This is a genomic window from Roseomonas alba, from assembly GCF_019430885.1.
Taxonomy (GTDB): domain Bacteria; phylum Pseudomonadota; class Alphaproteobacteria; order Acetobacterales; family Acetobacteraceae; genus Neoroseomonas; species Neoroseomonas alba.
This window is the reverse complement of the sequence record NZ_JAHYBZ010000002.1, coordinates 302,379-315,951: the sequence shown is the minus strand read 5'-3', so window position 1 is coordinate 315,951 and position 13,573 is coordinate 302,379. Positions and strand designations below refer to the sequence as shown.

The window sequence follows — 13,573 nt, the reverse complement described above, 5'->3', positions numbered from 1 at the left end:
TGCCGCAGCCTGCGCCGCATTCCCATTAACCTTCCAGCAACCAGTGGCTGCAAGGCGGGCAGAACGCCCGCCCCCCAACCCTACGCCGGCGACAGCGCGGCCACGCCCGGCAGGGTCTTGCCTTCCAGCCATTCCAGGAAGGCGCCGCCCGCGGTCGAGACATAGGTCATCCGATCCGCCACCTCGGCATGGCGGAGCGCCGCGACCGTGTCGCCCCCGCCGCCGATCGACTTCAGCGCCCCCGAGGTCGTCAGCGCCGCCACGATCTCGGCCACCGCGACGGTCGCCACGTCGAAGGGCGGGATCTCGAAGGCGCCGAGCGGGCCGTTCCACACCAGGGTCGAGGCGGTGCGCAGCCGCGCCTCGATCGCATCCACCGATTTCGGCCCGACATCGAGGGCCATCGACCCCTCCGGCACCGCATCGGCCGCCACGGTACGGCTCGGCGCGTTGGCCTCGAACTTCTCGGCGACCACCAGGTCGACCGGCAGCAGGATCTCGCAGCCGCCGGCCTTCGCCTCGGCGAGGATGGCGCGCGCCGTGTCGTGCATCTCGGCTTCCTGCAGCGATTTGCCGAGGTTCAGGCCCTGCGCGGCGAGGAAGGTGTTCGCCATCGCGCCACCGATCACCAGCACATCGACCTTCTTCGACAGGTTCCCGAGCAGGTCCAGCTTGGTGGACACCTTCGCCCCGCCGACAATGGCCACGACCGGCCGCGCCGGGCTGCCGAGCGCCGCGTCGAGGGCCTTCAGCTCCGCCTCCATCAGCCGCCCCGCATAGGAGGGCAGCAGATGCGCGACACCCTCGGTCGAGGCATGCGCGCGATGCGCCGCCGAGAAGGCATCGTTCACATAGGCGTCGGCGAGCTTCGCCAGGCCCGCGGCCATGGCCGGGTCGTTCTTCTCCTCGCCGGCGTGGAAGCGGGTGTTCTCCAGCAGCAGGATCTCGCCATCCTGCAGCTTCGCCACCGCCGCCTCGGCCTCGGGCCCGATGCAGTCATCGGCGAAAGCGACCGGGCGCTTCAGCGCCTCGGACAGCGCCTCGGCCAGCGGCTTCAGCGACATTTCCGGTACGCGCTTGCCCTTCGGCCGGTCGAAATGGCTGCAGATCACGACGCGCGCGCCGGCATTGGCCAGTTCGGCGATGGTGGGGCAGAGCCGCTCGATGCGCGTGCGGTCGGTGATCCGCCCGTCCTTCATCGGCACGTTCAGGTCGGCGCGCAGCAGCACGCGCTTGCCCTTGGCGTCCAGCGCGTCGATGGTTCGATACGTCATCGCGTCAATGATCCTGGCAAGGGGTGTCAGATGATCCGCTGGGTCGCGGTCTGGGTGGTCCTGCCGGTCCTAGCATCGGCGCAGGAGGCGTTCCAGTTGCCCTCGGGCAACATCCACTGCATGGCCTTCGAGGGCACGCTGCGCTGCGACGTCGTGGCTTTCTCCTACCGCCGCCCTCCGCGTCCGCGCGATTGCGACCTCGACTATGGCGATTCGGTCGAGCTTGGCCCGCGCGGGCCGGCACGGATGGTCTGCCATGGCGACACGGTCCAGGACCCGAAATCGCCGGTGCTCGGCTATGGCCGCGCCTGGCAGGGCAGCGGCCTGTCCTGCACCGCCACCCAGGCGGGGCTGCGCTGCGTGAACGCCGAGGGGCGGGGCTTCGAGATGGCTCGGGCGCGGCTCACCCTGTTCTGAACAGGGTCGGCCCATACCGGCCGTCAGTCCTGCGCCGAACGAGATCCTGCCTCGTTGCGGCAACCGAGGCGGGATAATGGCGTTCACGAGGCAGTACCCCGCCGCAGCCAGGAAACCCGCATGACGCATGGCCGAACCCTGGGCTTCGTCGCCCTCACCCTTACGCTTGGCCTCGCGGGCTGGATGACGTTCGCCGCCGGCCGCCCGGCGATCGCGCCGGCCGCGGCCGCCGCCGCGCCGCCGGATCTTCAGGATCTGATCGGCGGCAGGGCCTCGGCGGGGGAAGGAGCGTTCCGACAGCGCGGCTTCGTCCTCGCCAGGCTGCGCGGGCTGACCGCCTATTGGTGGCAGCCCTCCTCGGAACGCTGCGTTCGCAGCGAGACGACGCAGGGGCTTTATCGAAGCCTCGACCCCGTGGCCGCCTCGACCTGTTGGAACTGAGAGGCCCCAATCCGGAACGCGCGCGTTCCTTCCCCCGGCCTGGGATTGGCGGCGCCATCGGTCCAGTCATGAAGAAACGCGCCGCCCGACAAGGCGGGCAACCGATCTGATTGCAGCAAGGGGGAGCGAAGTCCCCGTCGTGCGCGGCACGGCTCTTGCCTGTCTCCGGCCATCGCAACGGAGACCGCGCCCGTGGACTATCTGCCCAGCCTTCTCACCCTCGCCGGCATGCATATCCTGATGGCCATGCTGCCGGGACCCAACACGGTGGTCGTGACCTGGCTGTCCGCCACCACCTCGCGCGGTGCCGGCCTGCGCGCCACGGCCGGGATCGTGATCGCCTCCCTGGTCTGGGTCGTGCTGAGCCTGTTCGGCGTCGGCACGCTGCTGCTACAGGCCGGCGAGCTCTATGCCGCGCTGCGCCTGATCGGCGCCGCCTACCTGGTCTATGTCGGCGCCAAGATGCTGCGCGCGGGGATGCAGGCGCCGCCGGAAAGCGGTCCGGCCGCGCGCCCCGCCCTGGCCGGCCGCAGCCCCTTCATGGCCGGTCTGCTGACCACGCTGAGCAACCCGAAATCCGCGGTGTTCTGGACCAGCGCCTTCCTCGTCGCCGTGCCACCCCACGCGCCGGGCTGGCTCTATGGCGCCATCGTCGCGGTCATCGCGGTGCAGTCCACGCTGTGGTACGGCGCCGTCGCGATGCTGCTGTCCACCGAGGTGGCGAAGCGGTCCTATCTCCGCGTCGCGCGCTGGCTCGACCTCATCGCCGGCGGGGTAATGGTGGCGCTCGGGCTGCGCCTCGCAGAGGAAGTCCGCCGAGAGATCGCGGTCCGGGCAGCTTCCTGATCTACGCCTTGTCCGAAGGCAGGGTGATGGTGCGCCCATCCACCGCGAACTTGCCCCAGCCCTGGTGGTGGATGGTTTTCGCATGCTCCCGCTCCGGGTCGATCCAGGCCTGCACGACCTCCAGCACGAAGAGGCAATAGGCGCTGACCATCCGCGTATCGATCACGCGGCATTCGAGGTTCGCAAAACAGTCCAGCAGCAGCGGCGGCGCGACCTTCTTCGCCGGCTGAGTCGCCAGCTTGAAGCGCGCGAACTTGTCGGTATCGGCACCGGAGCAATTGCCGATCGCGACGACCTTCTTCGCGAAGCGCGCCGGCGGGATGGCGATGACGCATTCCTTCGTCCGCTTCAGCGCGGCGAAGGAATGGTTCCCGTTGCTGACGATGCAGGCGATCTGCGGCGGGGTGAACTCCATCATCATGTGCCAGGACATGGTCATGACGTTCGGCACACCGTCGCGACTGGTAACGAGCAGGACCACTGGGCCGGGCTCGATGAGCTGGTAGGCACGGTCGAGGGGCAGGCTGCGGATCGGCATGGGCGCAGCAGAGCATGGTTGGGGAAGAAATTGGAGGAGCTTTGCCCCTCCAAGCCACCCAACCAGAGGCCACAGGGCCTTTGGAAGCCGATGCCTGGGCCGGGCACCGCTGCCGGAATGGTGCCGAAACCCGCGCTGGCGCATCCGGCGCGCTTGATGGGGACGTGCGGCCGTCCTGCCCAACGCCGACAGCCTTCGGTCCAGGGGCTCCAAGCCCCTGGCGGGGATGTCCGGAGGGGCGGCGCCCCTCCGGTCTTACCCAGCCTCAGCCGGCGGCAACAACCGCCCGCTTGGCCATCACCGTCACGAGATGCGCCCGGTACTCGGCGCTGCCATGGATGTCCCCGTTCAGCCCATCCGGGTCCTGCTTGATGCCGGCCACGGCATCAGGCGACCAGTTGGCGGCCAGCGCCGCTTCCATTTCCGCCTGCCGGAACACGCAGGGGCCGGCGCCGTTCACCGCCACGCGCACGGCGCCGCCGGTCTTGCAGACAAAGACGCCGGCCATGACGTAGCGGCTCGCCGGGTTCTTCATCTTGGCGTAGCCGGCCTTCTCCGGGATCGGGAACTCGATCGCGGTCAGGATCTCGTCCTGCTCCAGCGCGGTGGTGAACATGCCCAGGAAGAACTCGTCCGCCGGGATCTTCCGCTTGGAGGTGACGATCGTCGCCCCGAGGCCGAGCACGGCGGCCGGATAGTCGGCCGCCGGGTCGTTGTTGGACACCGACCCGCCCATCGTGCCGCGGTTGCGCACCTGGTTGTCGCCGATATGGCTGGCGAGGTAGGCGAGCGCGGGAATCGCCGCCTTCACCTCGGCGCTGCCGGCCACCTCAGCATGGCGCGTCAGGGCGCCGATGACGATGCTGTTGCCGACCTTCCGGATGCCCTTCATCTCGGCGATACCGGACAGGTCCACCAGCGCCGACGGCTTGTTCAGACGGTGCTTCAGCGCCGGGATCAGCGTGTGCCCGCCCGAGACCGCCTTGGCATCGGGATCGGCCAGCAGCTTCACGGCGTCCGCGACGGTGGAGGGCTTGTGATACGCGAAATCATACATCTCGTTCTGCTCCTTCGTCGCAGGCCGGCCGATTCACGCCTCCGCGCCAACTTGGCGCTACGGCGATCGGACGGCCCGCGGGTTCCCTACTCCGCCGCCATGGCGCGGCCGCCATTGATGATGCCCCAGATCTTGGCCGGCGTTGCCGGCATGTCCAGGGTCCTCACGTTGAAGTCGCGCAGCGCATCCACCACGGCATTGATGACGGCGGGCGGTGAGCCGATCGCCCCCACCTCCCCGCAGCCCTTCACCCCCAGCGGATTGTGGGTGCAGAGCGTGGTGTGCGTCGCGACCGAGACCGGCGCGAGGTCATCCGCGCGCGGCATGGTGTAGTCCATCATCGACCCGGACAGGAGCTGCCCGTCCGCGTCATACACGCAGGTTTCAAGCAGCGCCTGGCCGATGCCCTGCGCGATGCCGCCCTGCACCTGGCCTTCCACGATCATCGGGTTGATGACGCGCCCCACATCGTCGACCGCGGTGAAGTTCACCATCGACACCTTGCCTGTCTCCGGGTCGATCTCGACCTCGGCGATATGGCAGCCGCCGGGATAGGTGAAGTTCTTGGGGTCGTAGAAGGCGGTTTCCTCCAGGCCCGGCTCGAGCTCCTCGATCGGGTAGTTGTGCGGCACATAGGCCGCGACCGAGATGTCCACCAGCGCCTTGGTCTTGTCGGTGCCGGCGACGCGGAAGGTGCCGCGCTCGAACTCGATGTCGTCGACATCGGCTTCCATCAGATGGGCGGCGATGCGCTTGCCCTTGGCGATGATCTTGTCCATCGCCTTCATCATCGCGGACCCGCCGACCGCCAACGACCGGGAACCATAGGTGCCCATGCCGAAGGGCACCTTGGCCGTGTCGCCATGGACGATGTCGACCTGCGCCGTCGGCACGCCGAGCTTGTCGGCAACGAGCTGGGCGAAGGTTGTCTCATGCCCCTGCCCGTGGCTGTGCGCGCCGGTCAGCACGGTGACGCTGCCCGTGGGATGCACGCGGATGGTGCCGACCTCATAAAGGCCGGCCCGCGCACCGAGTGACCCGACCACCGCCGATGGCGCGATGCCGCAGGCTTCGAGGTAGGTGGAGCAGCCAATGCCGCGCAGCTTGCCACGCTTCGCCGCTTCCGCGCGGCGGGCTTCGAACCCGGCCCAATCGGCGACCGCCAGCGCCTGGTCGAGCGTCGCGGTGTAGTTGCCGGAATCGTACTGCAGCGCCACGGGCGTCTGATAGGGGAAGGCATCATTGGGGATGAAGTTGCGCCGGCGCAGTTCGACGCGGTCGATGCCCGTCTCCTTCGCCGCGACATCCATCAGCCGTTCCAGCAGGAAGGTCGCCTCCGGCCGCCCTGCCCCGCGATAGGCATCGACCGGCACGGTGTTGGTGAAGACGGCCTTCACCTCGCAATAGATCACCGGCGTGGTGTAGGTGCCGGCGAGCAGCGTGGCGTAGAGATAGGTCGGCACGCAGGGCGCGAAGGTGGACAGATAGGCGCCCATATTCGCGTAGGTATGCACCTTCAGCCCGAGGATCTTCCCGTTCGCGTCCAGGGCGAGGTCCGCCTTCGAGACGTGGTCGCGCCCATGCGCATCCGACATGAAGGATTCGGTGCGGTCGGCCACCCACTTCACCGGCCGGCCGAGCTTGCCGGCCGACCAGGTGACGATGGCTTCCTCGGCATAGTGGTAGATCTTGGACCCGAAGCCGCCGCCGACATCGGGGGCGACGACACGCAGCTTCGATTCCGGGATGTGCAGGACATTCGCGCCCATCAGCAGCCGGATCACATGCGGGTTCTGGCTGGTGGTGTGCAGCGTGTAGTCGCCCGTGGTGCGATCGTATTCGCCGAGCGCAGCCCGCGGCTCCATCGCATTCGGGATGAGCCGGTTGTTCACCAGGTCCAGGGAGACGATCTTCGCGGCCTTGGCGAAGGCCGCATCCAGTACCGCCTTGTCGCCGATATGCCAGTCATAGCAGAGGTTGCCCGGCACATCGTCATGCACCGCGGGCGCACCGGGCTTCAGCGCGGCCGCCATGGTCGCCACCGCCGGCAGCACGTCGTACTCGACGACGATGGCCTCGGCCGCGTCGCGTGCCTGCTGGCGCGTCGCGGCGATGGCCACGGCCACCGGATCGCCGACATGGCGCACCTTCTCATGCGCGATGACGGGATGCGGCGGCTCGGCCATGGGCGAGCCGTCCTTGTTGTGGATCTGCCAGCCGCAGGGCAGCCCGCCCAGCGCGTCCTTCACCATGTCCGCACCGGTGAAGACCGCGACGACGCCGGGCATGCCCGCCGCGGCCGCGGTGTCGACCGACCTGATCCGTGCATGCGCATGCGGGCTGCGCAGGATCCACGCGTGAAGCTGGCCTTGCCGGTTGAAATCGTCCGTATAGGCGCCGTGGCCCTGGAGGAAGCGGAAATCCTCCTTGCGGCGCACGCTGGCGCCGATGCCCTCGAACGGTACCACCTCGTTCATGTCCGATCCCCTCCCCGGGGTTTTGTCTGTTCGGCCCGGGGTTGGCCCCCGTGGCCGGCGATGGCTTGGATTGGGGCGCGCGACCGCGCCCGGGGCGCGGCGTTACTCCGCCGCGCTCGCGATCTCGCTGCGCTTGCCGTGCATCACATCGGCCGCGGCGGCGATCGCCTTGACGATGTTGTGGTAGCCCGTGCAGCGGCAGAGATTCCCTTCGAGGCCCTCGCGGATCTCCTGCTCGCTCAGCCCCTCGGGGTGCTTCTCCACCAGGTCGATGGCGGACATCACCATCCCCGGCGTGCAGAAGCCGCACTGCAGCGCATGATATTCGCGGAAGGCTTCCTGCATCGGGTGCAGCGTGCCATCGGCCTTGGCGAGGCCCTCGATGGTCGTGACGCTCGCGCCATCCGCCATCACCGCGAGGGTGGTGCAGGACTTCACGCTCTCACCGTTCATATGCACCACGCAGGCGCCGCACTGGCTGGTATCGCAGCCGACATGCGTGCCGGTGAGGCGCAACGTCTCCCGCAGGAGCTCCACCAGGAGGGTCCGGCCCTCCACCTCCGCCGTATGGGTCTGGCCGTTCACGGTCAGCGTGACCTGCGGCATGCGCGTCTCCCTTGAGTCATCAAGATTGCCGGCCGGGCATGTGGTGCCCGGCGTCCGGGGCGCAAGCCTCGCGCTGGCGCCTATGTCGCGTCAAGCGTCAGCCGCCGGCGGATCGGCGGCTTCGCGTCAGCAGCATGAGAATCAGTAGCACGGGCGTGGCCACGACCCATACCGGCCCCAGCACGGGCAGCAGGCCGACCGGCAGGACCAGCACCTTCAGGATGGGGGCGCCGGGCGAGGCGTCCTCGATGACGAGGCCCACCACCACCATGGCGATGCCGAGCAGGACAAGCCCCTGCAGGGCCCAGAACAGCAGGCGTATCAGGCGCGCCACGCCGCCACGGGTGGACCGTGGCGGCGCGTCGGGATCAGTGGTGGGCGATGATGGCCGCACCGACCGCCCCGGCGAGCGGGTTCTCCGCATCCGGCCTGTCATGCAGGTGACATGCGGCGAAGTGTCCCTCCTCCGTCGGCCGCAGTTCCGGCTCTTCCTGGCTGCACCGATCGAAGGCATAGGGACAGCGCGTGTGGAAGCGGCAGCCCTTGGGCGGGTTGATCGGCGACGGCACATCGCCCCGGAGGATGATGCGCTCACGCGCGGCCCCCGGCTCGGGCACCGGTACGGCCGAGAGCAGCGCCTCGGTATAGGGATGCTTCGGCGCGGCGAAGAGCGAGCGCTTCGGCGCGACCTCCACGATCTTGCCGAGATACATGACCGCGACGCGATGCGTCATGTGCTCGACGATGGCGAGGTCGTGGCTGATGAACAGCATCGCCAGGCCGAGCTCCTTCTGCAGATCCTGCAGCAGGTTCACGATCTGCGCCTTCACCGACACGTCCAGCGCCGAGACCGCCTCGTCGCAAATGATCACGTCCGGCTCGCCGGCCAGCGCGCGGGCGATGCAGATGCGCTGGCGCTGCCCGCCCGAGAACTCATGCGGGAAGCGGTTGATGGCATCGCGCGGCAGCCGCACGCGGTCCATCAGCTCTCCGAGCCGACGATCGAGATCCGCCCCGTTCTTCGCCAGGCCGAAATTGCGGATGGGCTCGGCAAGGATGTCGCGCACCCGCATGCGCGGGTTCAGCGAGGAGAACGGATCCTGGAACACCACCTGCAAACGCCGGCGGATCGGCCGCAGCGTGGCCTGCGACATGTCGTCGATGCGCTGCCCGTCCAGCACCACCTGGCCGGAGGTGATGTCGAACAGCTTCAGGATGGCCTTGCCGACGGTGGACTTGCCGCAGCCGGATTCACCCACCAGCGACAGCGTCTCCCCCTTCTCGATCGAGAAGGAGACGCCGTCCACGGCATAGACGTAGCCGGTGGTGCCGCCGAAGAAGCCACCACGGATCGGAAAGTGCTTCTTGAGGTCGTTGACCTCGAGGACCGGGTGGCTCATGCGGCGACCGCTTCCTTGATGGCGTAGTGACAGGCGGCGATGTGGCCCTCGGCCTTGGTCTCCAGCGCCGGGGCGACCGTGCGGCAGAGATCCGTCGCATAGGCGCAGCGGGAGGCGAAGACGCAGCCCTCGATCTTGCGCTTCAGGCTCGGCACCAGGCCGGGGATCTCCTGCAGCCGTGTCTCCTCGCTGTCGAGCGAGGAACCGAGCTTCGGCATCGAGCCCAGCAGCCCCTGGGTATAGGGATGGCGCGGGGTCTTGAAGAGACGCTCGACCGAGGCCTCCTCGACCTTGCGCCCGGCATACATGACGATCACCCGCTCCGCGACCTCGGCCACCACGCCGAGGTCATGGGTGATGATGACGATCGCCGCGCCCACGGTGCGCTTCAGGTCGCGCATCAGGTCGAGGATCTGCGCCTGGATCGTCACGTCGAGCGCGGTGGTGGGCTCGTCCGCGATCAGCAGCTTCGGATTGCAGGCGAGCGCCATGGCGATCATCACGCGCTGGCGCATACCGCCCGAAAGCTGGTGCGGATATTCCCTCACCCGCCGTTCGGGCGCGGGGATGCCGACCAGCTTCAGCATTTCCACCGCCCGGGCCTCGGCCTGGGAGGCGGACATGCCCTGGTGCAGGCGCAGCGTCTCGCCGATCTGCTTGCCCACGGTCAGCACCGGGTTCAGCGAGGTCATCGGCTCCTGGAAGATCATGGAGATCTCGTTGCCGCGGACGGCCCGCATCTCCTTGTCCGACAGCTTCAGCAGGTCGCGCCCGTTGAAGCGGATGGACCCGGCGATCTTGCCCGGCGGCTCGGGGATGAGCCGCAGGATGGACATGGAGGTGACGGACTTGCCGCAACCGGATTCGCCCACGATCGCGACCGTCTCGCCGGCCTCGACATGGAAGGAGATGCCGTCGACGGCGCGGTTGATGCCGTCGGGCGTGCGGAAATGCGTCTGAAGATTCTCGACTTCGAGCAGGGCCATGTCAGGTCAGATCCTCTTGGCCATGCGCGGGTCGAGCGCATCGCGCAGCCCGTCGCCGAGCAGGTTCACCGCGAGCACGGCGACCGACAGGAAGACGGCGGGGAAGAACACGATGTAGGGCTTCACCTGCCACAGGGCCCGGCCCTCGGCCATGATGTTGCCCCAGGACGGGATGATCGGCGGCGTGCCGGCGCCGATGAAGGACAGGATCGATTCCACGATCATGGCCGAGGCGCAGACATAGGTCGCCTGCACCGTCATCGGCGCGATGGTGTTGGGCAGGATGTGACGCCAGATGATGACCGGCGCCTTGGTGCCCGACGCTACCGCCGCATCGACATAGGGCTGTTCGCGCAGCGACAGCACCACGCCGCGCACCAGGCGCGAGACGCGCGGAATCTCCGCGACCGTGATGGCCAGGATGACGTTGCCGACCGACCCGCGGGTCAGCGCCATCAGCGCGATGGCGAGCAGGATGGACGGGATCGACATCAGCCCGTCCATGACGCGCATGATGATGCCGTCGGCCCAGCGCACGAAGCCCGAGACCAGGCCGATGGCGAGCCCGACGATCGAGGCGAAGAAGGCGACCGCGAAGCCGACGATGAGCGAGACGCGCGCGCCGTAGATCACGCGCGAATAGACGTCGCGGCCCAGCATGTCGGTGCCGAACCAGTATTGCGCCGAAGGCTCGCGCGTGCGGCGCGCGGGCGCCAGCGCGGTCGGGTCCACCGTGCCCAGATAGGGCGCGAAGATCGCCATCAGGATCAGCAGCAGCACGATGGTTCCGCCCACCGCGATGGTGGGATGGCGGTAGGCGAAGCCCAGCAGGCCGCGACGAACCTTCACCGGCGGCATGATGTCCGGCATCGGCTTGGCGGCGGTGACCGTGGCCGGCGACACCTCGCCGGGGGTAAGGACGGAAGCGGAGGCCATCAGTACCGGATCCTCGGGTCGAAGAGGGTGTAGAGAAGGTCGATCACGAGATTGACCAGCACGTAGACGAAGCTGAACAGCAGCACCACGCCCTGGATGACCGGATAGTCGCGCCGCAGGATCGCGTCGACCGTCAGGCGGCCGAGGCCGGGGATCGCGAAGACGCTCTCGGTCACGACGGCGCCGCCGATCAGCAGCGCGACGCCGATGCCGATGACGGTCACGATCGGAACGGCCGCATTCTTCAGCGCGTGCAGGAACAGGATGGACCGTTGGCCCGCGCCCTTGGCGCGCGCCGTGCGGATGTAGTCCTGTTGCAGCACTTCCAGCATGCTCGCGCGGGTGATGCGCGCGATCAGCGCGATATAGACCGAACCCAGCGCGATGGCCGGCAGGATCAGGTTCTCGAGCCAGGGTCCGACGCCCTGCGATATGCTCGTATACCCCTGCACCGGCAGCCAATCGAGTTCGAGTGCGAAGATGTAGGCGAGCAGGTAGCCCACCACGAAGACCGGCACCGAGAAGCTCAGCACCGCGAAGCTCATCACAAAGTTGTCGACCCAGGTCCCGACCTTCCACGCCGCCACCACGCCCATCGGCACAGCGATGGTGATGGCGAGGATCAGCGTGACGACCATCAGCGACAGCGTCGGTTCGACGCGCTGCTGGATCATCGTCAGCACCGGCAGGTTGGTGAAGATCGACACGCCGAGATCGCCGCGCAGGATGTCGAAGACCCAGGACCCGAACCGCACCAGATAGGGGCGGTCGAGGCCGAGGCTCTGCCGGATGCGTTCGACATCCTCGGGGGTGGCTTGATCACCCGCGATCACCGCCGCCGGGTCGCCCGGCGCGATGTAGAGGAGACTAAAGACGAAAAGCGCAACGATGGCCATCACCGGGATGGTGGCCAGGACGCGCCGGACGACATAAGCGAACATGATCGCGGATACCTATCAGCTCATCAGGACTTCGAGACGCCCCAGAAGAAGGGCAATGGCCCCTTGGCAATACCACTGACGTTGCGGCGCCAGGCAGTGTAGCCGAGGAAGAAGCCGGTCGGCGCATAGACGACATCGTCCATCGCCGCCGCGTTGATCTTGTCCATCGCCGCCTTCTCGGCAGGCGCATCCGGCGCGGCGAACCATTCGTTCACGCCGGCCTCGACTGCCGGCGAATCGGGCCAGCCGAACCAGGCGGTCTGGCCGTTTGCGCGCAGCGCGTTGTAGGCGGCCGGGTTCACGCAGTCGGCGCCGGCGTGCCAGGTGTGGAACATGCTCCACCCGCCCTGGTCCGGCGGGTTCTTCATGGCGCGGCGCTGGCCGGTCGTGCCCCAGTCGGTCGCGATGAAGTCGACATTCATGCCCATGCGCTTGAGCAGGTCGGCCGTGATGTCGCCCTGCGCCTTGGTGATGGGCTGGTCCTGCGCGACGACGCAGATCACCGGCTGGCCCGAATACCCGCCTTCCGCCAGCAGCCGCTTCGCGAGGTCGAGGTTGCGCGGCCCCTTGAGGATGTCCCCGCCGGCCTCGGTGTAGCCCGGCGTACCGGGGGTGAAGAAGCCCGGCAGCGGCTTCCACAGCGCATCGTCATTGCCGACGATCGCGCGCATGTAGTCCTCCTGGCTCATCGCCGCGAGCACCGCCTGACGCACCTTCTTCGAGTTGAAGGGCGCGTGCAGGTGGTTCATCCGGAAGCTGCCGATGTTGCCCAGCGGGTCGGCGATGTCGACGGCGATGTTGCGATTGCGGCGCATCAGCGGGATCAGGTCGCTGATCGGGTTCTCCCACCAGTCGACCTCGCCGTTCTGCAGCGCGGCGGCGGCCGTCGCCGGGTCGGGCATCACCTTCCACTCGACGCGATCGACCAGGATGCGCTTGCCGCCGGACAGCCAGTTCGCCGCCTCCTGGCGCGGGACATACTGGTCGAACTTCGCGAAGACCGCGCTCGCGCCCGGCACCCATTCGCCCTGCACGAAGCGCATCGGGCCAGAGCCGACATATTCGGTGATCTGGGTGAAGGGATCGAACTTCGTCGCGATCCGTTCCGGCATGATGAAGCAGATCGGCGTGTTGGTCTTGCCGAGCGCATATTTCAGCTTCGGATAGGGGCGGCCGAGCACCCAGCGGAAGGTGGTGTCGTCGACCGCGACCAGTTCCTTCTGGATCGCGCGCAACATCTGACCCATCGGGTCGCGCGGCATCCAGCGCGTGATCGAGGCGACCACATCCTTCGCGAGCACCGGTTCGCCGTCATGGAACTTCAGGCCGGACCGCAGCTTGAAGGTCCAGGTCAGTCCATCCGGGGAGACCGTCTCCCCCTCGACCATCTGGGGCTTCGGATCGAGCTTGTCGTCGACGCCGTACAGCGTGTCCCACACCATCGCCGAGGCGTTGCGCACAACATACTGCGTGCCCCAGATCGGGTCGAAATTCGCGAGGTTCGCCTGCGGCACGAAGCGCAGGGTGCGCGCATTGGCACCCTGGCTCAGCGCCGGCGCGGCGACGCCGCCCGAAGCGCCTATCGCCGCGACCCCGGCACCCGCCCTGAGGAAACTCCTGCGGTCCATTCACCGTCTCCCTGCTTTCGATCCGG

General features: G+C 68.0%; 14 protein-coding genes. 3 read left to right on the top strand and 11 right to left on the bottom strand.

Annotation, left to right across the window (positions count from 1 at the left end; genetic code table 11):
• Positions 1-80: 80 nt before the first annotated feature.
• The gene (locus KPL78_RS05940) at positions 81-1,274 is read right to left on the bottom strand and encodes a phosphoglycerate kinase (RefSeq protein WP_255568668.1); all 1,194 of its coding nucleotides are present in this window, start codon (positions 1,272-1,274) and stop codon (positions 81-83) included.
• 30 nt (positions 1,275-1,304) lie between these two features.
• Here KPL78_RS05940 and KPL78_RS05935 point away from each other — a divergent pair, with 30 nt between their 5' ends.
• From KPL78_RS05935 to KPL78_RS05925, 3 genes are all read left to right on the top strand, one after another.
• On the top strand, positions 1,305-1,691 hold the full coding sequence (locus KPL78_RS05935) for a DUF6636 domain-containing protein (RefSeq protein ID WP_219762005.1): 387 nt from the start codon (positions 1,305-1,307) through the stop codon (positions 1,689-1,691).
• 120 nt (positions 1,692-1,811) lie between these two features.
• A complete protein-coding gene (locus tag KPL78_RS05930; RefSeq protein WP_219762004.1) occupies positions 1,812-2,132 on the top strand; it encodes a hypothetical protein in 321 nt (106 codons plus the stop codon).
• A gap of 192 nt (positions 2,133-2,324) precedes the next feature.
• Positions 2,325-2,978, top strand: a complete 654-nt coding sequence (locus KPL78_RS05925) for a LysE family translocator (protein WP_219762003.1) — start codon at positions 2,325-2,327, stop codon at positions 2,976-2,978.
• A gap of 1 nt (position 2,979) precedes the next feature.
• Here KPL78_RS05925 and KPL78_RS05920 read toward each other — a convergent pair whose 3' ends face one another.
• The 10 genes from KPL78_RS05920 to KPL78_RS05875 all read right to left on the bottom strand — a co-directional run bounded on the left by KPL78_RS05920 (position 2,980) and on the right by KPL78_RS05875 (position 13,547).
• Positions 2,980-3,516 (bottom strand): flavin reductase family protein, encoded by a 537-nt coding sequence (locus KPL78_RS05920; protein ID WP_219762002.1) that lies wholly within the window; start codon positions 3,514-3,516, stop codon positions 2,980-2,982.
• 265 nt (positions 3,517-3,781) lie between these two features.
• On the bottom strand, positions 3,782-4,573 hold the full coding sequence (locus KPL78_RS05915) for an FAD binding domain-containing protein (RefSeq protein WP_219762001.1): 792 nt from the start codon (positions 4,571-4,573) through the stop codon (positions 3,782-3,784).
• 86 nt (positions 4,574-4,659) lie between these two features.
• Positions 4,660-7,050, bottom strand: coding sequence for a xanthine dehydrogenase family protein molybdopterin-binding subunit (locus KPL78_RS05910; protein ID WP_219762000.1), 2,391 nt, complete (start codon positions 7,048-7,050; stop codon positions 4,660-4,662).
• Between the two features lie 102 nt (positions 7,051-7,152).
• Complete coding sequence (locus KPL78_RS05905) at positions 7,153-7,656, bottom strand: (2Fe-2S)-binding protein (protein WP_219761999.1); 504 nt, start codon at positions 7,654-7,656, stop codon at positions 7,153-7,155.
• 97 nt (positions 7,657-7,753) lie between these two features.
• On the bottom strand, positions 7,754-7,990 hold the full coding sequence (locus KPL78_RS05900) for a hypothetical protein (RefSeq protein WP_219761998.1): 237 nt from the start codon (positions 7,988-7,990) through the stop codon (positions 7,754-7,756).
• Between the two features lie 34 nt (positions 7,991-8,024).
• The gene (locus KPL78_RS05895; RefSeq protein WP_219761997.1) at positions 8,025-9,056 is read right to left on the bottom strand and encodes an ABC transporter ATP-binding protein; all 1,032 of its coding nucleotides are present in this window, start codon (positions 9,054-9,056) and stop codon (positions 8,025-8,027) included.
• Entirely contained in the window at positions 9,053-10,042 is a 990-nt protein-coding gene (locus KPL78_RS05890; RefSeq protein ID WP_219761996.1) for an ABC transporter ATP-binding protein, read from the bottom strand. Before KPL78_RS05890 ends, KPL78_RS05895 begins: the two co-directional genes overlap by 4 nt.
• A 6-nt stretch (positions 10,043-10,048) precedes the next feature.
• Positions 10,049-10,978, bottom strand: coding sequence for an ABC transporter permease (locus tag KPL78_RS05885; protein ID WP_255568667.1), 930 nt, complete (start codon positions 10,976-10,978; stop codon positions 10,049-10,051).
• Positions 10,978-11,919 (bottom strand): ABC transporter permease, encoded by a 942-nt coding sequence (locus KPL78_RS05880; protein WP_219761995.1) that lies wholly within the window; start codon positions 11,917-11,919, stop codon positions 10,978-10,980. Before KPL78_RS05880 ends, KPL78_RS05885 begins: the two co-directional genes overlap by 1 nt.
• Before the next feature lie 23 nt (positions 11,920-11,942).
• Positions 11,943-13,547: an ABC transporter substrate-binding protein gene (locus tag KPL78_RS05875; protein ID WP_219761994.1), complete on the bottom strand. Its 1,605-nt coding sequence runs from the start codon at positions 13,545-13,547 to the stop codon at positions 11,943-11,945.
• Positions 13,548-13,573: the final 26 nt, after the last annotated feature.

Excerpts from the sequence above, each read along its gene's own strand:
- KPL78_RS05940 (WP_255568668.1), bottom strand. The coding sequence starts at position 1,274 with ATGACGTATCGAACCATCGACGCGCTGGACGCCAAGGGCAAGCGCGTG.
- KPL78_RS05935 (WP_219762005.1), top strand. The coding sequence starts at position 1,305 with ATGATCCGCTGGGTCGCGGTCTGGGTGGTCCTGCCGGTCCTAGCATCG.
- KPL78_RS05930 (WP_219762004.1), top strand. The coding sequence starts at position 1,812 with ATGACGCATGGCCGAACCCTGGGCTTCGTCGCCCTCACCCTTACGCTT.
- KPL78_RS05920 (WP_219762002.1), bottom strand. The coding sequence starts at position 3,516 with ATGCCGATCCGCAGCCTGCCCCTCGACCGTGCCTACCAGCTCATCGAG.
- KPL78_RS05915 (WP_219762001.1), bottom strand. The coding sequence starts at position 4,573 with ATGTATGATTTCGCGTATCACAAGCCCTCCACCGTCGCGGACGCCGTG.
- KPL78_RS05910 (WP_219762000.1), bottom strand. The coding sequence starts at position 7,050 with ATGAACGAGGTGGTACCGTTCGAGGGCATCGGCGCCAGCGTGCGCCGC.
- KPL78_RS05905 (WP_219761999.1), bottom strand. The coding sequence starts at position 7,656 with ATGCCGCAGGTCACGCTGACCGTGAACGGCCAGACCCATACGGCGGAG.
- KPL78_RS05895 (WP_219761997.1), bottom strand. The coding sequence starts at position 9,056 with ATGAGCCACCCGGTCCTCGAGGTCAACGACCTCAAGAAGCACTTTCCG.
- KPL78_RS05890 (WP_219761996.1), bottom strand. The coding sequence starts at position 10,042 with ATGGCCCTGCTCGAAGTCGAGAATCTTCAGACGCATTTCCGCACGCCC.
- KPL78_RS05885 (WP_255568667.1), bottom strand. The coding sequence starts at position 10,978 with ATGGCCTCCGCTTCCGTCCTTACCCCCGGCGAGGTGTCGCCGGCCACG.
- KPL78_RS05880 (WP_219761995.1), bottom strand. The coding sequence starts at position 11,919 with ATGTTCGCTTATGTCGTCCGGCGCGTCCTGGCCACCATCCCGGTGATG.
- KPL78_RS05875 (WP_219761994.1), bottom strand. The coding sequence starts at position 13,547 with ATGGACCGCAGGAGTTTCCTCAGGGCGGGTGCCGGGGTCGCGGCGATA.